The following is a 25249-nucleotide window of genomic DNA, read 5'->3' as shown; positions in this document are numbered from 1 at the left end:
TCAATATTTAAGGATATCATTCAAAAGCGCGGCTGATGATCTCTGCCTGCTCTTTTGTATGAATTTTTGCAAAACCTGTGGAAGGCGACGCGCTTGATTGGCGGGCAATTACTTCCAGTGGTTTTTCTCCTTTATACATTCTCAGCATAAATGTCCACCCGCCCATATTGAACGGTTCTTCCTGCACCCAGTACACCTTCGCATCAGGGTAGCGGCTCAGGTGAGCATCTATCTGGCTTTGCGGGAACGGATGCATTTGTTCAAGACGAATAATTGCGACATCATCCCGCTTGTCTGACTGCTGTTTTTCAAAAAGCTCATAATAAAGCTTGCCTGTACACAGGAGCACTTTCTTTACTTTGGCAGGATCAGCATAGGTATCCCCTATTGTTTCCTGGAATGAACCGTTCACCAGACTGTCCACCGGAGAAACACAGAGCGGATGACGCAACATTGACTTCGGCGACATCACGATCAGCGGCTTCCGGAAAGGGAATTTGAGCTGACGACGGAGCAAGTGGAAGAAGTTGGCCGGCGTAGTTACATTGGCCACGATCAGGTTATAGTTCGCTGATAGTTGCAGGTACCGCTCAGGACGTGCATTGGAGTGCTCAGGTCCCTGACCTTCGTATCCGTGCGGCAGCAGCATCACCAGCCCTGTCCAGCGATCCCATTTGGTTTCGCTTGAAGTAACAAACTGATCGATGATCACCTGGGCACCATTGGCAAAGTCTCCAAACTGTGCCTCCCAGATCACCAGTGCATTCGGGTTGGCCATTGAGTAGCCGAACTCGAAGCCAAGAACACCATACTCTGAAAGCAGGGAGTTATAGATCATGAACTGGCCCTGACCATCCTGAATGTGCTGCAAGCTGTTGTAAGGGGCATTTGTTTCCACATCACGCAATACTGCATGACGGTGAGAGAAAGTCCCGCGCTGTACATCCTGCCCGCTCAGCCGCACAATGTTTCCATCCGTAAGAATGGAACCATAGGCCAGCAACTCGGCAGTAGCCCAGTTCACTTCTTTTTTATCAAAGATCATCTGCTCACGGTCTTTCAGCAGCTTATCGATCTGTTTGAGCCTCGTAAAGTTTTCAGGCGTTGAAATGAGCGCCTTACCGATTTTTTCAAGTGTTTCAAGCGGAACGCCGGTTTCGGGAGATTTTTCAAAATCCTCGGGGCGGGACTTGCGTAATGTATGCCACTCTTGTTCAAGTTTGGGCAAAGTATAGGGCAGTGCCTTTTGCTTCACCATATCCAGCCGCTCCTGCAGGAGCTGCTTGAACTCTTTATCCATGTTCACCGCCAGCTGGGCATCCACATCCCCCCTGTCAACGAGCGTTTTGGAATAGATTTCCCGCGGGTTCTGATGGTTTTCTATGGATTTGTATAGGACTGGCTGCGTAAACTTGGGTTCGTCGGCCTCATTATGACCATGACGACGGTAGCAAACCATGTCGATGAAAATGTCCTTGTTGAACTTCTGGCGATATTCCACGGCCAGGCGCATACAAAAGACAACAGATTCAGGATCGTCCCCATTCACGTGCAGCACGGGGGCGTCCACGATCTTGGCAATATCCGTGCAATAGATCCCCGAGCGGGCATCTGTAAAGTCTGTGGTGAAACCTACCTGATTATTGATCACAAAATGGATAGTACCTCCGGTGTAGTAACCGTTCAGGGCAGACATCTGCGTCACTTCGTACACAATTCCCTGTCCGGCCACAGCTGCATCACCATGGATGAGCACAGGCAGTACCCGGTCGTAATCGCTGTCGTACATGCCGTCAGCCCGGGCACGGATGTAGCCTTCCACCACGGGATTCACGGCTTCCAGGTGCGACGGGTTTGGTGCAAGTTTCAAATGCACCTTTTCGCCGTTTTCGGTCGTGATCTGGCTGGCAAAACCCATGTGGTATTTTACGTCACCGTCACCCCATACCTGATCCGGCAGGTTACCTTCAAATTCGTTGAAGATTTGCCCGTAGGTTTTCTGCATTACGTTGGCTAGCACATTGAGCCGGCCGCGGTGTGCCATCCCGATCATTACTTCAACCACACCCAGCTCGGCGGCTTTGTTGATCATGGCATCCAATGCCGGGATCGTGGTTTCGCCTCCTTCAAGTGAAAACCGTTTCTGTCCGAGGTATTTGGTATGCAGGAAGTTTTCAAAAACAACCGCCTCGTTCAGCTTGGACAAAATATGTTTTTTCTCATCCGTCGAGAAGTTCATGTTCAGGGCTTCCTTCTCAATTTTCTTGCGAAGCCAGCTTTTCTGCTCACGGTCACGGATGTACAGATATTCAAAACCAATGTTACTGGTATAAATGGTTTTTAGCGAATCCACAATTTCGCGAAGTGTGGCCGGCCTGTCAAACACTTCTACCCCTGCTTCAAAAACGGTATCCAGGTCTTCGGGACCCAGGTTGAAATCGGCAAGATCAAGCTGCGGACGACGATCTTTCCTTTTTTGAATGGGGTTGGTGGTCGCCATCAGGTGCCCGCGCGAACGGTACCCGCGGATAAGGTGCACCACTTCCATTTCCTTACGTGTGCGTGCCGGATCCGACTTGGACGGTGCCGCGGTTTCTTTACCGTTGGCAGCCCCGTTTGCATGTCCGTTACCATTAACAGGATATTTCTGGAAGAACTCGAACCCTTCAAAAAACTTCTGCCATCCCTGATCTACCGAGGAGGGGTCCTGCTTATACGAATTGTACAATTCCTCTATATAAGCCGCGTCTGAATTTGCTATATATGTGTATTTATCCATCACAAAAGTGAGTATTTCATTTACCGCACAAAGGTACGAGACTTAGTTAAAGATTACGAAAAATTTCTCCTTTTAAACTGGTTCATTCAGGCCTCCGGTGAAGGCTCAAAGCTTAGTATTTTTGAAAACCTGCGGGATTTGGTATGAATTTGAGCATCAGCTCATGTACTCCCTTCGGCCCGTTGTAGTTGGCATAAATCTGCTCTGCCTGGCGGGTGCTGTAAAAGTACCCGAGCCGCACATTTTGCCCGAGCTGTACTTCGGCCGTCAGCTGAACATAATCCACCTTTGCAGAAAAAGAATTGTACCCGCCCCCGATCCGGTATGAGGCACCAAGCCCTACTTTTTCGTAAAACCAGAAACGCGAGCCGAAATCGACTCTGAGATCATGATCTTTCTCCTGAATAACCAGCACATGAGGGAGCATCATCACATCCGGGCTAAGATCGTAGCTGCCGCCTGCCGTCAGGTACAGCGGACGGCGGTAATAATTGGCGATACTCTGATTGCCGAATTGCTGTGAAAGCAGCTCGGGTTTGGAAACACCAAAGTAAAGCTGGTCTGAATGCAGCCAGGCGCCCAGCCCGAAACTTCCAAGGGCACGGTTGGTGCCTCCATAGTTAAAATCGGAAATCGGAAGTACATTAATACCTCCCTGCGCACCCAGGCCCAGTTTCCATTTATCCGACAATCCAAGATGGTACGCGAACGAACCTGAAAAAGCCGTCGTGGTGAAGTAGCTCGTCTGATCATTGAGCGCCTGAAAGCCAAGCCCGATCTTTCCGTCGGCAATGGTACCATCCGCTGCGAAGGTCTGACTGGCCGGCGAATTCCGGATATTGAACCATTTACGCCTGAAAATCGCCGTCATGTTGAAGTCGCCCCGCACGCCGGTAAAGCCCGGATTAATCGCCATCGGATTTTGGACATATTGTTCCAGCATGACTTCACGCTGTGCAAATGCAGCCTGACCTGCAAATAAAACAAGAACCAACAGCCCAGCAGCCCGGACTAACGTACTAAGTGTGCTCATGAAAAATTTGTTAAACGGTGGATGATTAAAACAAAAATGGCAGGAGACGAATCTCTTGCCATCTAAATAATCTTTGGTATCTGATTTTATACTGAACATTTCTTAAAAATCATATCCGAGGGTCACGTAAGGTATTGGTTTATTGGTATATCCGTTGTCCACGCCCCATGCATAATCAAACTTGGCATAAAAACCGAACAAGGTGGTACGTACCCCGGCACCATAGCCCATCAGGTAAGGATTTTTAAAGTTGGTGACCGTTGCCCTGAACGGATCATCCTCGGTTCCGATGATCTGGGTATTCAAGCTGTTGTTTTCGCTGAAAGGGCCTTTTCCGGTCCATGCAGTACCAATGTCCCCAAAGCCCACGATCTGGAAGTTACGCAGGAAGCTCGACGTAATTGCGCCGCGATACAGGTATTTGACCAGCGGAATACGCAGCTCGGCATTCAGGAGCATATAGCTTGTTCCGGAAAGTCTGTTCAAATTGAAGCCCCGCAGGTTGGTCGCAAAGTCCGTAAAGAAAATATCGCGGTTGTCTTTCTGGAAGTTTAAAGGACTATCAGTTGTACGCACTTCTTTTTTGTTGCCGAGCCAGTTTTCCATACCACCCATAACATTCTCCTTGGGAGCCTTTCCTCCCGAGTGACTTGCCGAAGCGCGGATCGCAAAGATCAGGTCCCTGTGAATTTTCTGGTAATGACGAAAATCAAGACTGATGCGGTTGAAACTTTCATTTCCATTGCTCAAACCCTGGAAAAGGTCATAACGTATCTTGAACCTGGTTCCTTCCATCATATTCATACCATTCACCCGGGTATTGTCATACACATATTCAGTACGCAAAGCACCGTAATTGGAAGTCAGGTCAGGATTGGGAAGGAGAAAGTCGATCAGGCGGGTTGACGCAAAGATAGGCGACAATGAGAGGCGGCTGGTCGTTGAGAAAGGATAGGAAGCCGTCACCATTACCTGGTTGAAGCGATACTTCTGCGGCGCACTTTCCAGATCTACATACAGGTTACGACGGTCTACACGCACCCCAAAGTCAATGCGGTAAGTATTGTTGTTGTACTCAGCAAAAAGGTCAGTATTGCGGAAATTCGACGAAATAAACAACCCGCCCTTGATGACGTGATTTTCGAGCAGGTCGTTCATGGTAATGGATTGTCCGTAACCGAAGCCGCGAATCGGGTCAACGCGCCAGTCGGAATTCGCATCATTGGTAATAAACAACCCTTTGTACGTATATGGACCTTTGATCGCGATGTTTTCACGTACTGCTTTCGGACGGGAAAGTGCATTGCCGGGCGTACTCGGAAATGCTCCCCTGCGCTGGCGTGAATCGAATGCTTTCAGTACATCTTCGTCAAATTCATAATTATCAGTATCCACTTCACCCTCTTTCAGCGCGAGTTTCGAGGCTCCGGTGATCCGGGTTGCCGTGTCTGCTTTTGCAGCCGCAGCTTGTCCCCCGGCTTTCGGATCAGCCGCGACGGAGTTCAGAGCTGGTGTACTGACCGCTGCATTAATATCAAAACTGTTTTTGTATGCGGCAACATAGTAACCATCATTCAGATACGTATACCCCAAAGCGCCGCCCGATTTAAGCGTAACATCCGCATTGCGAATATTCTGAATGTAATTGGTCAGCTGCGTACTTGTTTTGGTAGTACGGTCATACTTGAAAAGATTAGCGACACCCTTCTCATTCGACAGGTACACGAGCGCACTTTCATCCATGTACACGGGCGACACCCGGGTGTTCCCGCTTGTTCCTACCAGCTTGACAAGGTTATCAGACTTAGGCGTGCCATCATGTTCATACAATGAGAACGAGGACGCAATGGTTTTGTAATTTCCCTTATCCGTAGCGACACTATCCTGCAAACGTTCCTGCGGGCGATTGGAAGCAAATACTACCCGCCGCGAAGAACCCTTTAAGAAACGCGGTGACAGGTCATCGTACAGGTCACTGGTGAGCGGCAACACGGAGCCTCTTGCAACACTGATCAGGAAAACGTCATTCTGTCCGGCTTTATCTGCACTGACGGCCAGCATAGTACAATCATTGGATATATCCATATCGCTGATCTGGTCCAGACCACGGAAATTCCGCCGAAGCTTGATCTTCATCTTTTTGGTACCCAGATTTTCGTACAGGTAGAAGTTCTTGCGGTCACTTTCATTAGCCAGTACTGCCAGTGTATTGTTCCTGGCCCAGCCCAGCAACGGTGGCTGCAACCTCATTTTTCCTCCAATAAAATCCAGCTTGCCCTGACGGACGACTTTTTTAGAGCCACTTTCATTGTCAAACAGGTACACCCGGTAGCGTCCGCCTTTCACTTCGCTCACGGCAGTGAATTTTTTATCCGGCGATACTTTGATTACCGCATTTGCATCAGAAATGCTGAATTCGTTCAGCTTGTACTTCCAGGTAGGTGTAGGATTGGTGTAAAACTGTTCTGCATTTTTATTTTGATTCAGATAATAAGCCCGCCAGTCGCGCAGGAAGCGGTTATAGGAAGGTACGCCCAGCGTGCTGGTAATACTGGTCTGCTCGGTGCGGATAATCCGGGTAAGATTCAGGATATCCGAAATCTTGTCTTTGCCGTAACGCTCTGCAATGTAGTTCCAGATGGAATGCCCGATGAGCGTGGCGTCATTACCCGTCATCAGGGTAGGCTTGCGCACATTGCGGTTTTTAAAGAAATCGCGCATGTAATCATTGAGCTCAGGAGACCAGCCTTCGGCTATATAGGCAGCGGTGCCGCTCATAAACCACTCCGGCAGGGTCAGCAGCAGGGAGCTTTGCAATGCTTCCTTCATGTTGCCGCCGTACAGCATATCATATACGAAAAGAAGACTGATATCGCGTACGAGCTTCTTACGAAAACCCAGCTGATCACCGGTATATGCTACCTCAACCCTCGATTGTGAGAGATCCAGCTTTTGTTCATGGAGATCATCGAGCTTGGAAAGACCCATATTGCTTTGTTCCAGCTCGGCAGGGGAATTATAGAGAAAGATTTTTACCCGGTTGTAAGGTGTCCACCCAAGTACGTCCGTGATTTTATCAAACTCACTCTCAGCATATTGCGCAGTAAGCTTGGCGAGTGCCGTACCTCCCTGGTGGTGATATATCTCAAAATTGGTGGTCCTGAATATTTTCCAGTTAAATGTTTTGTACTGGATCCGGTTTTTACCAAAAGTCTCCTGCGAAGGATAACGCTGCGCAGCAGATTCCGTACAAATCCCCATTATTCCCAACAAACCGGCCGCAAAGGATAACTTTATTATAGATCTTATGCTCATAGTACTAGGTCTGACATCAACGGAAATATAACGAAAAATACCTCTTAATATTAACTAGCGGGTTCAATTCTTTCCCGTGTTCGAGGTGCGCAACAAACTGGTCAGCAAAATAAGGTGCCAGCGTCACGCCTTTGGTACCTAAGCCGTTGAAAATGCATATATTATCCTGCTCCGGGTGTACCCCGATGAGCGGCCTTCGGTCCTTCACAGACGGTCTTACGCCGGCAAGCTGCGCTGTAACGCGGTACCGGCCTCTCAGAAGGAGGCGGAGCTTGCCTTCCAGCTCTTCCCGTGCCTCGGGCGTTGTAGCCCAGTCCAGCGGATCCCAGGAGTACGTTGCACCTGCCTTACTGCGGTGTTTGTCCAAAGGAAGCATGAAGATTCCCTGATTGATAATGTATGGTTCGGAGGGCATATCTGTCTCGATTTCGAGTATTTGCCCCTTTACCGGTGCAAATGGCAGCCAGTCGAAAAAACCGTTTCCTACCTCAAAAAAGCCCCGGCTGAAAATTACTTTTTGGAACACATTCCCCTTCCAGAGCACCTTCTGAGGTTGTACTTCCAGGTCGGTCAGCTCGAACGAACCTTCGGTATAGCAGCCCGACTGCTCAAAAAAAGCTTTCGAATGATCAAGAAATACAGGCAGGTCTACCCAGCCCGATCTGGTTACAGTAAGCCCCCCGAGTTCAGACTGCACATACTCCCGCATGGCCAGCGGCGGCTTGGCGGCGTCCACGTATGGCGCAATACCCGGCTCGGCAGTCTGGGCAATGTAGCTGTTTTGTTCTTCAACAGATCTGAAAGGCCGGAAAACCGGCATTTCATAGTAAAACTTTACACCAAGCTGTCGCTCAATGTCCTGGTAAAATCGGGATGCATACGGAAACAATTCATCGGCAAGCCAGGTCTTGACAAGCTTTTTACCGGTAAGCGGGTTGAAGATTCCCGCTGCCACGCGGGACGAAGAAGGCGCAGTACTATCATGCACGATCCGGAAGGACTTGCCGGCACGGTGCAGGTGCCAGGCCAGGCAGGTTCCGCCAATTCCCTGGCCAATGATTAAGTAGTCAAATTCAGCAGCATCGGAACTCATATCAGGCTTTGTTTGCATCCCTGCGCACTTTCAGCGCGATCTGCTCATCGGCCAGTCTCACCACCAGCTCCACCTGCTCGTCCAGCGTCATCATCGAATTATCGATGAATACGGCATCTTCGGCCTGGCGCAGCGGACTTTCGGACCGGTGCGTATCGATATGATCGCGCATCTGCAGGTTTTCCATGATCTGTTCCAGACCTACGAGCTCGCCTTTTTCCATCAGTTCCTGCTGCCGGCGCTGCGCACGGATGAGCGGATTGGCGGTCATAAAAATTTTGAGCTCAGCTTCGGGAAATACGACGGTACCAATATCACGTCCGTCCATCACAATGCCCCTCGACCGGCCCATACGCTGCTGCTGGGCAACCAGGGCATGTCTTACTTCGGGGATGGCGCTTACCTCACTGACTCTTTCGGAGACGTACATTTTTCGTATTTCATCCTCCACATTCATCCCATTGAGGTACGTATCATTCCGGCCCAGCTCTGCATGCCTACGAAAACTGATCTGCAGGCCCGCAAGTGTCTGTTCCACCTCTTTCGGGTTTGTAAGCGAAATATGGTTTTGTATAAAATACAGGGTGACAGCCCGGTACATGGCACCGGTGTCTATGTAAGGGTAGTTAAGCTGCTTCGCAACCAGTTTTGCGGTTGAACTTTTGCCACAACTCGAATAGCCGTCAATCGCAACAATAATCCTGGGCATCGGACAAGAAGTAATTTGATAGGACAATCTGATCCGTGCAAAAATAGAAGAAAGATGACGGCAGTATGCCTGCGGGAAGAAGTTTTTAGAAAACGCGGTATTTACAAGATGTCGTCGGATAAACCGAGAGGCGCTTACCATTTGGCTACCTGGCCGGCATTCAAGTGTCCGGCCAGGTAGCTTTAATTTATGAATCCAGTAAAAATATCACCATGCTTCTGGCCCCATGCGCCCCGATCACGAGTGATTGCTCGATGTCTGCGGTCTTGGAAGGTCCTGCAATAAAACACCCCCACCCTGTCGTATCCGTCAGCCGGAGATAGGCATCGTGCATGTTATTTACAATCGCATTGCGGCGGATCACAAATGCCAGATTCTGTGTAATAAACGGCAGTACTCTGTGCGTAAGGTATTGATCCGAAATCCAGACTGCTCCATTTTCTGCTACGCCAAAATCAGCTTCCAGAATCGCCATTTCAATTAATTCCAGCTCGTGCGGATCGGCTACCTGCAGGCTGAAATCGGCCCAGCCGGCAAGCGCAGGTACAGTACTCGCCCGGTTCACCACGTCGCCAAACATTTCGGTTGCTTTTTCAAGCAATTCTTCACCGTTTTTTACAACAACTACCTGCGTAAAAATGGCCTGCAGTGTTTCTGTAAACTTTGCCTCAGTGTCGGCATACTCGCTGTCAAAATACCAGCTTTCCGGCAGCTGTGTGGCAGCAGGCTTGTTTTGACGGATCTTTTCGAGCATCATTTCCCGTGTTCCCATTATTTCCTGCGGTTATTGACGTACCAATCCCTGAAACTTTCCTTTGGCGGCTCGGGCATTTCGCGGTTTTTGTACCAGGGGTTCAGCTGATTGTTTACCATAAATGGCATAATCCTCATCACCGACCGGCCCAGCTTACCCGACCACTGGTAAAAACGCGGCTGTGACAATACGGCTGACATAGCCTTGATACCGGCTTCCTTGGCTTTGGGTACATAGCCGCCTTTGGCAAGCACCTGTCTCCATTTATAAAGCTGATCATGGATATCAATTTTCACCGGGCACACATTGGAGCAACTGCCGCACAACGTACTGGCAAAAGGCAGGTCGGCATTCTTCGTCATGTCCAGGTTGGGTGCCAGAATGGACCCGATCGGTCCGGCTACGGCATTGTGGTAGCTGTGTCCTCCGCTGCGCCGGTACACCGGGCAGGTATTCATGCAGGCTCCGCAGCGAATGCATTTCAGTGAATTTCTGAAATCTTCGCGGCCAAGCTGGGCCGTACGCCCATTATCTACAATGATAATGTGCATTTCCTGTCCATCACGCGGCTTTTTGAAGTGGCTGTTATACGTCGTGACCGGCTGGCCCGTAGCGCTGCGCGCAAGCAGGCGCAGGAAAACACCCAGGTGCTCCTGGCGCGGGATGATTTTCTCAAAACCCATGCTCGCAATATGGATATCGGCCAGGTGTGCGCCCATATCTGCATTTCCTTCATTGGTCGCTACTACAAAACCGCCGGTATCGGCAATCGCGAAGTTCACCCCGGTGAGCGCAGCGCGGCGCGTCAGGAACTTGTCGCGAAGGTGCTGGCGGGCAGCTTCGGCCAGGTACTGCGGGTCGGTGGCACCGGCATCGGTACCAAGGTGCTCGTGGAACAGATCGCCTATATCCTTCTTTTTCAAGTGGATGGCTGGCAGCACGATGTGGCTCGGTGGCTCCTGGCGCAGCTGCACGATCCGCTCCCCAAGGTCGGTGTCAATTACCTCAATGCCATTTTGAGACAAAAATTCGTTCATGTGGCACTCTTCGGTCAGCATGGACTTGCTTTTGACCATTTTCGTAATCCTATTTCTGTTCAGCAGTCCGAGTACAATTTCGTTATGCTCGGCAGCATTATAGGCCCAATGCACATGCACGCCATTTTCCTTGGCTTTCTGCTCAAAAGACAACAGAAGCTCGTCCATATGCGACAGCACATAATCCTTGATCTGCGAAGCTGTATTACGGAGCTGCTCCCACTCGGGCAGCAGCTTGGACGACCGGTCGCGCTTCTGGCGCACAAACCAGAGGGTTTCGTCGTGCCAGTCTACATAACTTTCATCCTTGTTGAAGGCTACTGAAGCCTCCGCGTGGTCCATAGTTGTCTTAGACATGATTATCCTAACAATTTACCAGTTGGACTTTATAAAGAATCTAAATTGTACTTTTCACATTCGTGGTATTATTCGGAGTTTCGCATTTGTTTAACAAACAACTTTTTGCAAAGCCCTTTTCTGCTATTTCATTGTACTGCAAACCATTATACCTTTGAGTTACAAAGATTTTCGGTCACAGGACCGGAGTCTGAAACTAGTTTATGTTTTAACTTTTTTTAGACACAAAATTTTTACTCCTATGAAAAATATCAAATCAATTATGATCGCTGCTCTTGCGGGCATGCTGTATTCAGGTTCGGCATTTGCTGCAAATGTGCAGGACAACACCACTGCGACAGAGAAAAAAACAGTTGCAGAAAAACTGAGCATTCTGCAGATCAAGCCCATGCAATTCCGCGTATCATACAGCAATCCTGCATCCAAAACCGTGCTGGTACGTATCCTTGATACCGACAAGAATGTACTGTTTGCTGAAAACAAGCGTGTTGAGAACAATTATCTCAAATATTTCGATCTCTCCACACTGACAGACGGTACTTATACCTTCGAGATCACGGATGGAAAAGAAAGAGCTGCGCAATCATTTGACATCCTGACGACTACAAGCCGGGTTGTTTCATCGATCAACTAACATCTGTCTTCTCCGGAATTGCACCGTTAAGGCATACTGTTGACCTTCATAGCTACCGGGACTCACACGATGGGTTCCGGTATTTTCTTTACCGCACTATTGAGAATTTCGGCAATGTGCTTTACCTGGATGCCGGCGTTTTTACGTCTTAATATTCCCTGTAAATGCATCAGACAGCTCATGTCCGAGCCGGTGATCACCTCGGCATGATGGCGGATATGGTCTTCCACCCGGTCCTTCCCCATTTTCACGGAAACCGCCTCTTCACTCACGCAAAAAGTACCGCCAAATCCGCAGCACTCATCAGGCCGGTCGAGCTCGATCAGCTCCAATCCCTTTACCTTACTCAAAAGCAAAACCGGTTTTGAAAAAGGCTCGGCATTGAGCTCCGACATCTGTGACAAATGCAGCCCGCGCTGTCCGTGACAACCCTGGTGCAAGCCTACCCGGTACGGGAAGCTGGCTTCAATAAAGTCGATTTTGAGGATATCCGTGATAAACTCCACCAGCTCATATACCTTTTTACGGAATACCTTTGACTCCTCGGGCTTACCCTCCACTTTAAGATGCTCCTTCACATGCAGTACACAGCTTCCCGAAGGCGACACCACGTAATCACATGCGGAAAAGAGGTCATAAAAATGCCGGTCGCAGCCACCAGCCAGGTGCTCAAAGCCCGAATTTGCCATAGGCTGGCCGCAGCAGGTCTGGTCCAGTGGAAATAGTACCGTGCAGCCAAGCTTTTCAAGCAGTTCGAGCGTGGCAACGCCTACCTGCGGATAAAACTGGTCTACATAGCAGGGAATGAACAGGCCGATTTTTAAATTTGCATAACTCATTTTACCAAAATTCAACGGTAGCTATAATGGGATAATGATCGGATACAAACGGATGATTCCTGATCACCTTGTAATTCTTGACGCGCACTCTGCTGTTCATCAGCACAAAAATATAATCAAGCCTGTCGCCGGGAAGACCTTCGTTCCAGGTCTGAAACCAGGAGCCTTCCGCCGCATCCTGCCACTTCTTCCTGAATGAAAAGTAGGGCTGCTCATTGGGCCTTGCCCCCATATCCATCCCGATTACCACGGGCTGGATGCTGTTGACAAGCATCTGATTAATGTAAGCGGCCTGCAATGCCCGGTCTATAACCGATGCATATTCGAGCCGTGCATTGCAAAACCGGAACGTGAGCCCCCTGGCAGCAGTGATCAGCCCGCAGGAAAGTACTTTTGGATCAGCACCAGGTGTGCCCGGAAGCCGTATTACCTGTGTATTTTCAAAAGGCCACTCCGACAGTATCCCAATCCCCTGCGTCCCGTTTTCACTGGTATCCGCGACAGCGTACATGTAATGCATCCCGGTTTGAACCGCCAGCTGCCTCAGCTGAAACTGCACCTTTTTACTGTCTACCAGGCTGTCAACTGCCTGTAATGCAACCAGCTCCGGCTTGTTTTCCCTGATTACTTCCAGAATTTCCCTGAGATTGGGCTCCTCATTCCGGTTGGTTCCATGCCGGATGTTAAAGCTCATCACCTTAATCTCCACTGGTCGCCTCGGTCGGGAGGCGTATAGTGTGAGGGATAAAATAATCGTCAGGAATAAAAGGACAACTCTGCTCAAACTTCTTTCATACTGGTTTCACAATACTTTTCCGGGACTACCTGAGGGCAAAAATCTGGTCCATCAGCACCCATTTTTCTCCTGGCCTGGATACAGGCAGTGCCCGCTGGTATTTCCACATGAGCTGCTCCCACTCCTGCACTTTCGGGTTGGAAGCATCCATTTGAGCCTTGCTTTCAAAACTGAAATCGTCCACCGTTTCCATGATCATAAACAACCTGTTGCCTACCCTGAAAATCTCCATCTGGGTTACACCGGCATCCAGGATGCTCTTCTCGATTTCGGGCCGGATCTGCTTGTGGTAAGACTCGTACTCAGCGATCATCACAGGATCATCCACCAGATCTACGGCCATGCAATATCTTTTCATCAGTACATATCCAGATTGTAAAACTCCACCGCATTTCCACCCATTACCTGCTTCATCTCTGCATCGGAAAACATGCTCAGATAATCCGTTAAAATGCCTTTTGCTCCTTCATATTCAGCAGCCACAAGACATACCGGCCAGTCGGAGCCAAACATCAGCCTGTCCGTCCCGAAAGCCTCTACAGCCACATCCAGGTACGGTCTGAAATCGGCCTTTTCCCATTCATTCCAATGTGCTTCGGTCACCATGCCGGACAGTTTACAATATACATTGGGCAGTTCGGCCAGCTCCCTGATCCCGCCAGCCCATTGCGTAATATCCCCATTTTTGATATCGGGTTTGGCAAGATGGTCCAGGACAAACCGCACATTCGGCAGCCTGGCAGCAAACTGCGCAGCTTCGGCAAGCTGGTGCTGGTATATCAGGATATCATAAGTAAAATCAAATGCAACCAACTGTCCCACACCCCGCATGAACTCGGACTGTAAAAGAAATCCGGCCGGCTCAGCCTGTACCACATGCCGGAAACCTTTCAGCTTTTCAAACTGCGAGTATCTTTCAAGCCTCTCGTACAAACCCTCTGACCGAAGATCAATCCAGCCTACGACGCCCTTGATGAAATCATTGGCCTCGGCACATTGCAACAAAAATTCAGTTTCCGAATCGGACTGTCCTGCCTGCACTGCCACGCAGCCACTCACATGATTGGCATCGAGTACAGGCTTTAAATCCGCAGGCAAAAAGTTGCGCCGGATAACCTGCATATCAGGTGTAATCCATGCATCCCGCTCTTCGTCGTAAACCCAGAAATGTTGGTGGCTGTCAATGGTCATGGGGAAATTGGGGGTATGGGGTGGATTGGGGTTGTTAGGTGTGGTCAGGTGTGGTCAGGGGCTGTCAGGGGTTGTCAAGTATTGTCAGGGGTTGTCAGGTGTTGTCTTTGATCATTGGTTTTTTAGCTCATGATTTTGGTGTTAAAGCGCTTTAAATAGGCGGCTTTGCAGTGCTCAAAAGAACTTTGGCTTATCAAAGTTCCCGAACGCTACACCGAGATTGTAAAGCTGATACACTTTACTAAAATAAGTGACCATACCTGACCATACCTGACCATACTTGACCACATCTGACCATCCCTGACCAACCCTGACTACCCCAAGCTCCTCCACGCCACTGCCTCCTGCCGCTGCTCGCCCAGCTTTTCAATGCCCAGCTCTACGATGTCACCGGGTTTGAGGTAAACATTGGGCTTCATGCCGAGGCCTACGCCTGCGGGGGTACCCGTGGTAATTACATCGCCTGGCAGCAGGGACATAAACTGGCTCAGATAGCTGATCAGAAAGGGTACCTGAAAAATCATGTCGGATGTATTACTGTCCTGGATCTTTTTTCCATTCAGTGACAGCCAGAGGTCAAGACTATTGGCGTTTCCAACCTCGTCGGAGGTAACCAGGTAAGGTCCCAGCGGCGCAAACGTATCATTGCTTTTGCCTTTTACCCACTGTCCGCCACGCTCCATCTGGAATGCACGCTCGGAGTAATCATTATGCACGGCGTACCCGGCTACATAATCCAACGCATCCGCTTCGTCCACGTAGCTGGCCCGTTTGCCGATGATCACGGCAAGCTCCACTTCCCAGTCGGTTTTTTCGGAGTTGCGCGGGATAATTACCTGATCATTGGGGCCGCAAAGTGCGGAAGTAGATTTAAAAAATACGATGGGCTCTTTGGGAAGTTCGGTTGCACCTGACTCGTAGGCATGTTTGGCATAGTTCATTCCGATGCACACGATCTTGGAAGGACGTGCAATGCAGGATCCAAACCGAAATCCATCGGCTACTTCCGGCGCCTCTGCAGCATGGGTTTCCAGCCAGGCACCAAGTCTTGCAATACCGTCAGTAGCAAAGAACTTTTCGTTGAAATCTTCTCCAAAAGCAGATACATCTATTTTTCTGCCATCTTCGAGCACTACGCCCGGTTTTTCCTGCTCAAAAGCACCAAATCGAAAGAGTTTCATAAGCTGGTCTCGGCTTTCAGCACGTAGCTTCCGGCCTTTTTGGGATATAAGATTTTATAATAAAAGGGAAAGTACTGCTGTAAGCTGGGTTTATTTCGGCGGTCGGCAGTCAGCTTTCGGCTATTTGTAAATATCAAACTAAGGCTGATAGCCGATCGCCGATAGCCGACAGCCCATCAATTATTCAACTTCTCAAACCCGCCGTCAATCAGATAGTCGCAGCCGGTAATAAAGCCTGCTTCGTCCGAACAAAGGTAGAGGGCCATAGCACCGATCTCTTCGGGCTTTGCCATTCTGCCAATGGGCTGGGTTTTTGATAATTTTTCAAACATTTCGGCTTCCTTACCCGGGTAATTCTTTGCAATAAACCCATCTACAAACGGCGTATGTACCCGCGCCGGGGAAATGCTGTTGCAGCGGATATTGTCTGCCAGGTAATCCCTGGCTACTGATAAGGTCATGGAATAAACAGCCCCCTTGGCCGTAGAATAGGCGAACCGGTCCGGGATACCTACTGTAGCTGCAATAGAGGCCATGTTCAGGATCACCCCTCCCCCATTGCTTTTCAGATGCGGGATCGTTGCGAGCAGACAGTTATAAACCCCTTTTACATTCACACTCATAATGCGGTCAAAATCGATCTCGCTGGTAGTGTCTGCTTTACCCACATGCGCAATCCCTGCATTGTTGACCAGGATATGGATGGGCCCCGCAGTCGCAATCGCATTGACCACGTTGATCACGTCGGCCTGCTTGGAAATATCCACAGCGTGGGCTTCGGCCTGGCCGCCATCGGCCACAATACCATCGGCTACCTGCCGAGCCAGATCAATATTGAGTTCCAGAATATGTACGAATGCGCCCTGTTTGGCGAAAGTTTGGGAAATAGCCAGGCCAATCCCACTTGCTCCGCCCGTTACGAGCGCCGTTTTACCACTTAAATCAAACATGCTTTACCAGTTATATTGACGAGAAAAGTTGCTGGTCTTTGCTCTTTACTCTTACAAAGACACACCGCGTTTCCACGGGATAAAATCATCCTGCCCGAGCTGCTGCGCTTTGGTCAGCTCTCCACTGGCCACTTTAATAACGTATTCCAGCAGATTATCAGCGTTTTGTTCCAGGGTCTGCGTACCATCCACCACAGGTCCGCAATCAAAATCGATCACGTCGGGCATGCGGGCAGCAAGGGTTGAATTCGTTGCTACTTTGGCTACCGGGCAGATCGGGTTGCCGGTAGGCGTTCCCAGGCCGGTAGTAAAAAGGATGATATTGGCACCTGCGGCGGTTTGCCCGGTGGTAGCTTCTACATCATTACCCGGCGTACAAACCAGGTGCAGGCCCGACTCGGAAGCTCTTTCGGTATAGTTCAGCACATCGGAGATGTACGCGTTCCCGCCTTTTTTGGCAGCACCCGCAGATTTGATCGCATCCGTGATCAAACCATCCTTGATATTTCCCGGCGACGGGTTGAATGCAAATGCAGAACCCACGGCCTCGGCTTTGCCAGCATAATCACGCATCAGCTTTTCAAACTTTGCAGCTTTTTCTTCCGTCACACAGCGGTTGAGCAACTCCTGCTCTACCCCGTTCAGTTCAGGAAACTCAGCCAGAAGGGTCTGTCCACCCAGTCCTACGACGATATCGGACAAATGCCCGAGCACAGGGTTGGCCGAAATACCCGAAAAACCATCCGAGCCGCCGCATTTTAATCCTACGGACAATTTGGACAAAGGCGCATCCGACCTTTCGAACTCATTGATCTTGGTCAGGCCCAGGAAAGTTTCCTTGATGGCACCTGACATCAGCGAGTACTCGGTGCCTTTCTGGTGTTCAAATGCATAAAAAGGCTTATTAAAATGCGCATCACGTTTACGGATTTCATCTTCCAGTGTTTTCAGCTCGGAGTTCTGGCAGCCGAGACTCAATACGGTGATGCCTGCCACATTGGGATGTACCGCATAGGAAGCAAAAAGTGAGCACAGTGTATTGGCATCCAGCCGGGTACCTCCGCAGCCGCCTTCATGAGTCAGGAATTTAACACCATCCACATGCGCAAAAGGACGCTCAACTGTCTTGCGTACGGGTGGTCTTTCGGTAAATGCCTCCATACTTTTCAGGGTACGCAGGTCACCGGACTTATATAAATGCAGAAAGTCACGCACGTGCTCCCGGTAAATGTCTGTCTGGGCATAGCCGAGCTCCCGCTCAAAGGCATCTTTCATGATCAGTACATTCCGGTTTTCACAGAAAACAAGCGGAACGACCAGCCAGTAATTATAGGTCCCTACGCGGCCGTCTTCGCGGTGGTAACCTTTGAATGTACGGTGCTGCCATTTACTTACGTTAGGCTGCACATACGAATAGGGCTGGCGCCTCGAAGTACTGTAATCGTGCGCGTCGTGTTTGAGATTGAAAGTTGTTATTGGCTCACCCTTTTTGATCAGCTGCGTGGCGCGGCCTACGAGTACGCCGTACATGATCACTGCGCCGCCGGGCGCAATGTCCTCAGTAACAAACTTGTGCTTGGCCGAAACGCCGTATTGCAGCGTATACGGCTGCCCTTCCCATTGCACGGCGGAACCGGGAGCAAGGTCACGGAGCGCAACGATCACATTGTCGGAAGGATGGATTTTTAAGATTTGAGACGCCATAGTATGAATGTACCGCATAAATGCGGGATTGGAATTGATCAACAAATGAACATAAATATTTAAACGCAATACTTTTGAATAATGGCAAGTTTTTCAACTATTTTGGCATACATCCTCTATATCAGAGGTAAATTGAACCATAATTTATGAAACCGCAGCTGCTCAGGGTACCCAAAGGTTTGCAAAAATCTTTCAGCATCCGCCGGGATGTGGCGCTGTACTTCTATAACCGCTGGCACTATCACCCTGAGCTCGAACTAATCCATATTGAGCAGGGATCGGGCACGCAGTTCGTCGGGGACGATATCCGGGGTTTTCAGAGCGGCGACCTGCTGCTCATCGGACCCAACCTGCCGCATTACTGGCGCTGCGATGAAAAGTACTTCCAGAGTGGCAGCAACCTGTATGCACAGGCGACCGTGGTGCATTTTTCGGAGGATATTTTTGGTAAAACATTCCTGAACCTGCCTGAAAACAAGGCGATCAGTGACCTGCTGTACAAGGCCCGCTGGGGATTGAAAATAGCAGGAAAAGATACGGACAATGTGAAGGCCCTCCTGCAAAGCCTCCTCGACCAGCAAAGTGGTAATGCAATGATCTCATTGCTGACCACACTGGAAGCGCTTGCTCAGTGCATGGAAGTACAGCAACTTTCAAATACTGATTACCAGCAGGAGTACGACCAGTTTGACACCGACCGCATCAATCAGATTTACCAGTACTCCATTCATAATTTTCAAAAGAAAATTTCCATTGAAGAAATTTCGGAAGTGGCGAACATCAGCCCGCATTCCTTTTGCAGGTACTTCAAAAGCCGCAGCCGAAAGACCTACTCACAATTTTTACTGGAACTCCGGGTAGGTCATGCATGCAGGCTGCTGGCCGAATCGAGGATGCCGGTGGGGCAGATTTGCTACGAAAGCGGATTTAACAATTTCGCGAATTTCAACAAATATTTTAAGCAGCATACAGGACAGAGCCCCCTGCAATATCAAAAACAATTTCGTAATATGCCGCTTTAAGTAGTACAGAAAACCGTTTTCAAGCGTATGAGAGCCAATATCATCGACCTTTTTGCCAGACAAATCCACGAAGCCACCCTCACCTGGACAAACGGAAAGATCGACCATGTTGAAGTTCACGGCCCTGAAAACACCGAGCTTCAGTACATTCTTCCCGGATTTGTCGATGCGCATGTGCACATTGAAAGTGCCATGCTCACGCCTGCACAGTTTGCCCGGCTGGCGGTTGTACACGGCACGGTGGCTACCGTATCCGATCCGCACGAAATTGCCAATGTACTGGGTGTGGAAGGCGTGAAGTATATGGTGGAAGATGGTAAGAGGGTACCGTTCAAATTCTGCTTCGGGGCACCCTCCTGCGTACCTGCCACTACTTTCGAAACTGCCGGAGCGGTAATCGGACCGGAAGAAGTGGGCGAGCTGCTCGCAAGCGATGATATCGGCTACCTGGCCGAGGTCATGAACTTTCCGGGCGTACTGCAGGGTGAACCTGACCTGATGGCTAAAATTGAGTTTGCCAAACAAAATAATAAGGTCATTGACGGTCACGCGCCGGGATTGATGGGGGATGCTGCGCGGCAATATGCCTCTCACGGCATCAGTACCGATCACGAATGCTTTACCTATGAAGAGGGTTTTGAAAAAGTAGAACTGGGCGTTAAAATCCTGATCCGCGAGGGAAGTGCTGCCCGCAACTTCGATGCCCTAATTCCGCTGCTGTCCCAGTTTCCGGACGAAATTATGTTTTGCTCGGACGACAAGCATCCCGACAACCTGGTGGAAGGACATATCAACCTGCTCGTGAAGCGGGCACTGGCACATGGGTGCTCCCTGTGGGATGTGCTCAGGGCTGCGTGCGTGAACCCGGTGCTGCATTACAGCCTGCCGGTAGGACTGCTTTGTGTCAATGACCCGGCCGATTTTATTGTGATTGACAATCCTCAGGACTTCAATATCCTGCAAACCTACCTGAGCGGCGAACTGGTAGCCGACCAGGGCGCCACACTCCTGCCCGACTTGCGGAGTGATCATGTCAACCGGTTTGATTGTGAGCCGGTAACTGCGGAGCAGCTTGCCTGCAAGCTTCCGGAAGACGCTGAAAATGTGAAAATACGAGTTATCGAAGCGCTGGAAGGTCAGCTGGTGACTAACGAACTGACGTACATGTCTAAAACCAAAGACGGGCTGATTGTAGCAGATCCAGACGCGGACGTACTGAAAGTGGCAGTCGTAAACCGCTACTTTTCAGCAGAACCAGCGGTTGGATTTATCAAGAATTTCGGACTTAAAAAAGGAGCAATTGCTTCCTCCGTCGCCCATGATTCACACAATATCATCTGTGTGGGCTGTGATGATGAAAGTATGACCGCAGCCATTAACCTGATCATTGAAGCGAAGGGAGGCGTTTCGGCAGCAGGCAACGGAGAGACCCAGCTGCTGCCCCTGCCCATTGCAGGGCTGATGAGCGATGTGGACGGCTATGAGGTTGCACAATGTTATACTGCTATTGATTTGTTTGCAAAAGAGGTACTCGGGGCCACACTGCAATCGCCGTATATGACGCTATCGTTCATGGCATTACTGGTGATTCCGGCTTTGAAATTGAGTGATAAAGGGCTTTTTGATGTAAAAACTTTCCGGCATATACCCGTAAGTGTCGAATAGGTTACAAATTTTCAGGAGAATTGGACACTGAACTTTTCTAATATCATTTTATCCTGAAAATATTTTTTTAATACGTTTTTTTATAAATATATTTACAAGTGTAACAATGACCCTTATTCAAATTCCTAACCTTAATCAATTCCTAAACAAACAATGGCTCACCTACGCTACAAGCAAGAAGAAGAACTCTGCTTCTGGGACCAGTTCAGAAAAGGCGATGAAAATGCTTATGCATGCCTGTACCGCTCTTACGTTCACATTCTTTACCAGTATTGCTCTCAGTTTACCATTGACAAACCTTTAATTAAAGACTGCATTCACGACCTTTTCGTGGAACTCTGGAGAAACCGAATGACGCTGGGTGACACCACTTCCGTTCGGTTTTATCTTATGGCGTCGATCAAAAGAAAACTGGTCCGCCACCTGAACGCTCAGCAAAAGCATACGAGCAATGAAGATATCCCGGTAGAGTACTGGCATATCAACACGCCGTCGCATGAAAATCAGCTGATCGCCGATGAAGAATTTGAATCGACCAACCAGCACCTGAACGTAGCAATCAACGGTCTGCCACGCCGCCAGCGGGAAGCGATTTTCCTAAAGTTTTACATGAACCTGAACAATCATGAGATCGCCGACCTGATGAAGATCAACATCCAGTCTGTGTATAACCTTGTGTTCGGAGCATTGGGGAATCTGAAAAAACAAATGACCCTGGAAAGACTTACATTCTAGGTATTTTACAAGAATACATTCAAAAGCGTGGCGAACTATGCCACGCTTTTTTTGTTATGTAATGCACCCGAAATTAAATTTACCCGCATGAACATTGCAACTGCTCCACTGGCCGAACGCCTGAGACCCCGTACACTGGACGACTTTGTAGGGCAGGAGAAACTGCTGGGCCCCAATGGTCCGCTGCGCCGGGCTATTATGCAGAATACGATCCCTTCCATGATTTTCTGGGGACCGCCGGGAGTGGGTAAAACCACCCTCGCCCTGCTCATCGCCGAAACCACCAAAAGGCAGTTCTATAATCTGAGTGCCATCAGTTCGGGTGTGAAGGACTTACGGGAAGTGCTTTCGCGGCCTACCGGGCTCTTTCCGGCGATCCTGTTTATTGATGAAATTCACCGGTACAATAAAAGCCAGCAGGATGCCCTGCTGGGCGCAGTAGAAAAAGGCCAGGTAACCCTGATCGGCGCCACCACCGAGAATCCCTCCTTTGAAGTAAACTCCGCCTTGCTCTCACGATGCCAGGTGTATATCCTGGAAGCTTTCGGAGAAAAAGACCTGCGGGAGCTTGTGGACCGCGCCTTGAAAAAAGACAATTGGTTGAAGGAGAAAAAAATTGACTTCAAATCCTATGATGCATTGTTCCGGCTGTCGGGTGGGGATGGCCGCAAGCTCCTCAACCTGCTCGAACTGATCGTGCTCGGAAAGGGTGAAGCTTCCGAGATTGAAATTACAGACGAGTGGGTGACACAGGTTGCGCAGCAAAATATAGCGCGGTACGATAAGTCGGGTGAGCAGCATTACGATATCATCTCTGCATTTATCAAGTCGCTGCGGGGCAGTGACCCCAATGGAGCCGTATACTGGATGGCGCGTATGATTGTGGCCGGGGAAGATCCTGCGTTTATTGCCCGGCGTATGCTCATTATGGCGTCCGAAGACATCGGGAATGCAAACCCGACTGCCGTGATTATGGCCAATGCATGCATGCAGGCTGTCAATGTGATCGGCTATCCCGAGTGCCGGATCATTCTTTCACAGGTGGCTATTTACCTGGCAACGTCCCCCAAGAGCAATGCGAGTTACCTGGCTATCGGTGAGGCGATGGAAGCTGCCCAGCGTACGGCTCATCTGCCGGTACCGCTGCATTTACGCAATGCTCCCAGCAAGCTCATGAAGGAAATCGGGTACGGAAAGGATTACAAGTACGCGCACGACTTTGACGGAAATTTTGCGAAGCAAAACTTTTTGCCGGACGAAATCAAGGGAACAAAGTTTTTTGAACCGGGCCACAATGCCCGGGAGGAAGAGTTGAAAAAGAAGCTGCAACACTGGTGGGGCGACTGGTATAATTACTGACGCCGGGACTTTCTGGACTTTGGGTCCAACTTAGAAAAAGACAAGTCAGTTGGTGCATCTTCCGTAGACTGCTCCGTCCACTCAGCTGCCAGCGCCTTCCCGAGCTTTTCTAAATTTTCATCGGTTTCTTTTTCATTTACATAATCTTGTAACCGCTCTTCCAATGGTCGGGGATCCGCTTTACCTTCGGGAATACCGGGATTTTTGCGAGCGTCGTCTTTGTTATCCATAGGTTACAAATTGTTGAGTATAGTGTTGATAATAAAAAGAATTAAAGCCTTAAAACTTCTGTAAATATGCAGATCACAAATTATTAATCCGGCTTTTATTCCATTTATTTCCTGAAATAAAAAGCAATGATATTAACCGAAATGCATGTTAATTTAACATGCATTTTTTTGAATATACTTAACGATTACATTTTACGTTTTAAGGAACTGCATTTTTGAAAACCGCACCTTTGGAGTAATCAAAGTACCCGCTTTTTGACAATGGTTCAGTGTGCCGGACATGCTGAAACTTTTCTGAAAAAGAAGGAGAAAACAATCACCAGTGCACCAGGAAAGGGGTATGGTAAAATTCCTCGGGACTGGAAAAAGCAAAGAGCCACCAGCGAGAAGGTGATGTGCAGGTAGAAAATAGTAGCTGTGTTCGGGTAAGAGTACCACAGATGCCAGAGCATTACCTATCGCAATATTGTAGTACTCTTTGATTTGTTTAAAAGACTATTGGCATGTTTAAAAATGAATTAAAAAGCCCCTAAAAAATATTATTTCTTAGATAAAACGCAATGTTTTAAATCAAGAAATGATTAAATTTGTGTTGAGAATCAGTGAAATGGTTCTCAATAACGTTGAGTAAAATCGGACATCCCAGATGCTTTGTATCCGGGATGTTTTTTATTTATACCCCTGAAAAAGAAAAACCGGAGTTGCTCATCGCAATCCGGTTCCCCAGTCCTTGTCAGACTGGAATTATACTATTCAAACATCAGTGCAACTGCATGTTCCGCATGCGGGCTGCATTTCGTTTCAAAAAGAGGCGATCAGAAACCGACATCCGGCTCTTGTCCGGATCCCGCCGGAGCTGGGCAACCAGCCAGAGACCCCAGACAGCCGCACTTACCAGCACCAGCATAAAGATGTATGGCGCGATCACATAGAAGTTCTGAACTAGTTGTGTCATGATTTAAACAGTCAGGTTTATCAATATACCCTGACCGATAAATAATCATTCCACCCGACCCTACCGGATCATGCAACCGTGCGGAAAAGTCACTTTAAGCCCTTAAAAAGCATGAGCATACCCGGGAAATTGTGGAAGTATGTGTTCCTGAACTGTGGATTATGGGCAATACTTTACCTAAGTACCTTACAACGTGGCATTTACCACTTTCACATCGCAGCCTACCACTACATTGTTGACATACCCCACGCTGATACCTGAAATTTTGGTTGACTTTTTGGGAGGAAGCGGCGTCCTGATCGTGACGATTTTGGAAGTAACTACCGACTGTGTATTGGACAGGTATTTGAACTCGATTTCGGTTTCCTTGATCGTCAGGTTTGTTGAATTCTCCAGAGTAAGGCTGTGGATAGCGATTCCACCCACGGTATGCCACTCATTCTCCATGATCCTGATTTCACGAAGCAGGCGCTCCTTGCCGGATGTAACCAGCAGCAGAGAGTCCGAAGAGCCGATCTCCTCGGTACGCGTGACCACCACGGGTTTCTCTTTCAGCAAGAAATCAAATTGCTTGTAATAATATAGGACATAAATGAAGCCGGCAACCGGGACAAGTGCACTGATCCATTTAAGTAGTGGGATAAGGAATTTTTTGAAGTTGAATCTTTTACCTCGTTTTCCTGCCATAGAAGTAGAATTAACGTTTTTTCGCCGGGTTACCCGTGGTTGAGTTATTCATTTGTTGCGACCTTGTCAGGGTAAGCCGCAGAGCCGCTTCCTGCAAATATACAGAACAGCATCGCAAGTTTAATGGAACCGAATATAATATGGGAAGCAACAATTTGTCATACAACTGGCTACAAACTTTTGCCTTTGTAACATTACTGCGACAGAAAAAAGCCGCCGGCATC

The 25249-nt window shown here is 49.0% G+C and carries 22 protein-coding genes; 5 read left to right on the top strand and 17 right to left on the bottom strand.

The genetic code is table 11. From position 1 onward, the window contains the following. Positions 1–16 precede the first annotated feature (16 nt). The 7 genes from HWI92_RS24980 to HWI92_RS24950 all read right to left on the bottom strand — a co-directional run bounded on the left by HWI92_RS24980 (position 17) and on the right by HWI92_RS24950 (position 11077). Positions 17–2779 carry a 2-oxoglutarate dehydrogenase E1 component gene (locus tag HWI92_RS24980; protein ID WP_204660123.1) on the bottom strand — a complete coding sequence of 921 codons (2763 nt, stop codon included), beginning with the start codon at positions 2777–2779 and terminating at the stop codon, positions 17–19. Positions 2780–2891: 112 nt separating this feature from the next. Beyond that, the gene (locus tag HWI92_RS24975; protein WP_204660122.1) at positions 2892–3812 is read right to left on the bottom strand and encodes a PorP/SprF family type IX secretion system membrane protein; all 921 of its coding nucleotides are present in this window, start codon (positions 3810–3812) and stop codon (positions 2892–2894) included. Between the two features lie 102 nt (positions 3813–3914). Then, the gene (locus HWI92_RS24970; protein WP_204660121.1) at positions 3915–7127 is read right to left on the bottom strand and encodes a hypothetical protein; all 3213 of its coding nucleotides are present in this window, start codon (positions 7125–7127) and stop codon (positions 3915–3917) included. A gap of 16 nt (positions 7128–7143) precedes the next feature. Continuing rightward, a complete protein-coding gene (locus HWI92_RS24965) occupies positions 7144–8220 on the bottom strand; it encodes an NAD(P)/FAD-dependent oxidoreductase (protein ID WP_204660120.1) in 1077 nt (358 codons plus the stop codon). 1 nt (position 8221) lies between these two features. Beyond that, positions 8222–8929, bottom strand: coding sequence for a (d)CMP kinase (gene cmk / locus HWI92_RS24960; protein WP_204660119.1), 708 nt, complete (start codon positions 8927–8929; stop codon positions 8222–8224). Positions 8930–9116: 187 nt separating this feature from the next. Continuing rightward, positions 9117–9701, bottom strand: a complete 585-nt coding sequence (locus HWI92_RS24955) for a LutC/YkgG family protein (protein ID WP_204660118.1) — start codon at positions 9699–9701, stop codon at positions 9117–9119. Continuing rightward, a complete protein-coding gene (locus tag HWI92_RS24950; RefSeq protein ID WP_204660117.1) occupies positions 9701–11077 on the bottom strand; it encodes a lactate utilization protein B in 1377 nt (458 codons plus the stop codon). Before HWI92_RS24950 ends, HWI92_RS24955 begins: the two co-directional genes overlap by 1 nt. Positions 11078–11318: 241 nt before the next feature. Between HWI92_RS24950 and HWI92_RS24945 the strand changes: the two genes are divergently transcribed. After that, the gene (locus HWI92_RS24945) at positions 11319–11711 is read left to right on the top strand and encodes a hypothetical protein (RefSeq protein WP_204660116.1); all 393 of its coding nucleotides are present in this window, start codon (positions 11319–11321) and stop codon (positions 11709–11711) included. A 62-nt stretch (positions 11712–11773) separates the two neighbouring features. Here the strand turns inward: HWI92_RS24945 and HWI92_RS24940 are convergent, their stop codons facing one another. The 7 genes from HWI92_RS24940 to HWI92_RS24910 form a co-directional block, all read right to left on the bottom strand. Continuing rightward, positions 11774–12550: a (Fe-S)-binding protein gene (locus HWI92_RS24940; protein ID WP_204660115.1), complete on the bottom strand. Its 777-nt coding sequence runs from the start codon at positions 12548–12550 to the stop codon at positions 11774–11776. 1 nt (position 12551) lies between these two features. Further along, positions 12552–13334: an endonuclease/exonuclease/phosphatase family protein gene (locus tag HWI92_RS24935; RefSeq protein ID WP_229248620.1), complete on the bottom strand. Its 783-nt coding sequence runs from the start codon at positions 13332–13334 to the stop codon at positions 12552–12554. Positions 13335–13371: 37 nt separating this feature from the next. Then, positions 13372–13704, bottom strand: coding sequence for an L-rhamnose mutarotase (locus tag HWI92_RS24930; protein WP_204660114.1), 333 nt, complete (start codon positions 13702–13704; stop codon positions 13372–13374). After that, positions 13704–14537, bottom strand: coding sequence for an amidohydrolase family protein (locus HWI92_RS24925; RefSeq protein ID WP_204660113.1), 834 nt, complete (start codon positions 14535–14537; stop codon positions 13704–13706). Before HWI92_RS24925 ends, HWI92_RS24930 begins: the two co-directional genes overlap by 1 nt. 314 nt (positions 14538–14851) lie before the next feature. Next, positions 14852–15718 (bottom strand): fumarylacetoacetate hydrolase family protein, encoded by an 867-nt coding sequence (locus tag HWI92_RS24920; RefSeq protein WP_204660112.1) that lies wholly within the window; start codon positions 15716–15718, stop codon positions 14852–14854. Positions 15719–15894: 176 nt separating this feature from the next. Beyond that, a complete protein-coding gene (locus HWI92_RS24915) occupies positions 15895–16668 on the bottom strand; it encodes an SDR family NAD(P)-dependent oxidoreductase (RefSeq protein WP_204660111.1) in 774 nt (257 codons plus the stop codon). Between the two features lie 51 nt (positions 16669–16719). Continuing rightward, positions 16720–18372: a UxaA family hydrolase gene (locus HWI92_RS24910; protein WP_204660110.1), complete on the bottom strand. Its 1653-nt coding sequence runs from the start codon at positions 18370–18372 to the stop codon at positions 16720–16722. A 146-nt stretch (positions 18373–18518) separates the two neighbouring features. On the opposite strand from HWI92_RS24910, the gene HWI92_RS24905 reads away from it, so the two are divergent. The 4 genes from HWI92_RS24905 to HWI92_RS24890 all read left to right on the top strand — a co-directional run bounded on the left by HWI92_RS24905 (position 18519) and on the right by HWI92_RS24890 (position 23153). Continuing rightward, complete coding sequence (locus HWI92_RS24905) at positions 18519–19394, top strand: AraC family transcriptional regulator (protein ID WP_204660109.1); 876 nt, start codon at positions 18519–18521, stop codon at positions 19392–19394. 27 nt (positions 19395–19421) lie between these two features. Further along, complete coding sequence (gene ade / locus HWI92_RS24900) at positions 19422–21059, top strand: adenine deaminase (protein WP_204660108.1); 1638 nt, start codon at positions 19422–19424, stop codon at positions 21057–21059. Between the two features lie 153 nt (positions 21060–21212). After that, positions 21213–21794: an RNA polymerase sigma factor gene (locus tag HWI92_RS24895; protein ID WP_204660107.1), complete on the top strand. Its 582-nt coding sequence runs from the start codon at positions 21213–21215 to the stop codon at positions 21792–21794. Between the two features lie 87 nt (positions 21795–21881). After that, positions 21882–23153, top strand: coding sequence for a replication-associated recombination protein A (locus HWI92_RS24890; protein ID WP_204660106.1), 1272 nt, complete (start codon positions 21882–21884; stop codon positions 23151–23153). Here the strand turns inward: HWI92_RS24890 and HWI92_RS24885 are convergent. The 3 genes from HWI92_RS24885 to HWI92_RS24875 form a co-directional block, all read right to left on the bottom strand. Further along, positions 23147–23383, bottom strand: coding sequence for a hypothetical protein (locus tag HWI92_RS24885; protein WP_204660105.1), 237 nt, complete (start codon positions 23381–23383; stop codon positions 23147–23149). The two genes, HWI92_RS24890 and HWI92_RS24885, sit on opposite strands and share 7 nt — an antisense overlap. A 760-nt stretch (positions 23384–24143) precedes the next feature. After that, positions 24144–24338 (bottom strand): hypothetical protein, encoded by a 195-nt coding sequence (locus HWI92_RS24880; protein WP_204660104.1) that lies wholly within the window; start codon positions 24336–24338, stop codon positions 24144–24146. A 186-nt stretch (positions 24339–24524) separates the two neighbouring features. After that, a complete protein-coding gene (locus tag HWI92_RS24875; RefSeq protein ID WP_204660103.1) occupies positions 24525–25025 on the bottom strand; it encodes a hypothetical protein in 501 nt (166 codons plus the stop codon). Positions 25026–25249: the final 224 nt, after the last annotated feature.

Source organism: Dyadobacter sandarakinus (assembly GCF_016894445.1).
Classification (GTDB): domain Bacteria; phylum Bacteroidota; class Bacteroidia; order Cytophagales; family Spirosomataceae; genus Dyadobacter; species Dyadobacter sandarakinus.
Note: the sequence above shows the minus strand (reverse complement) of the source record. Positions and strands in the feature narration are given on the sequence as shown.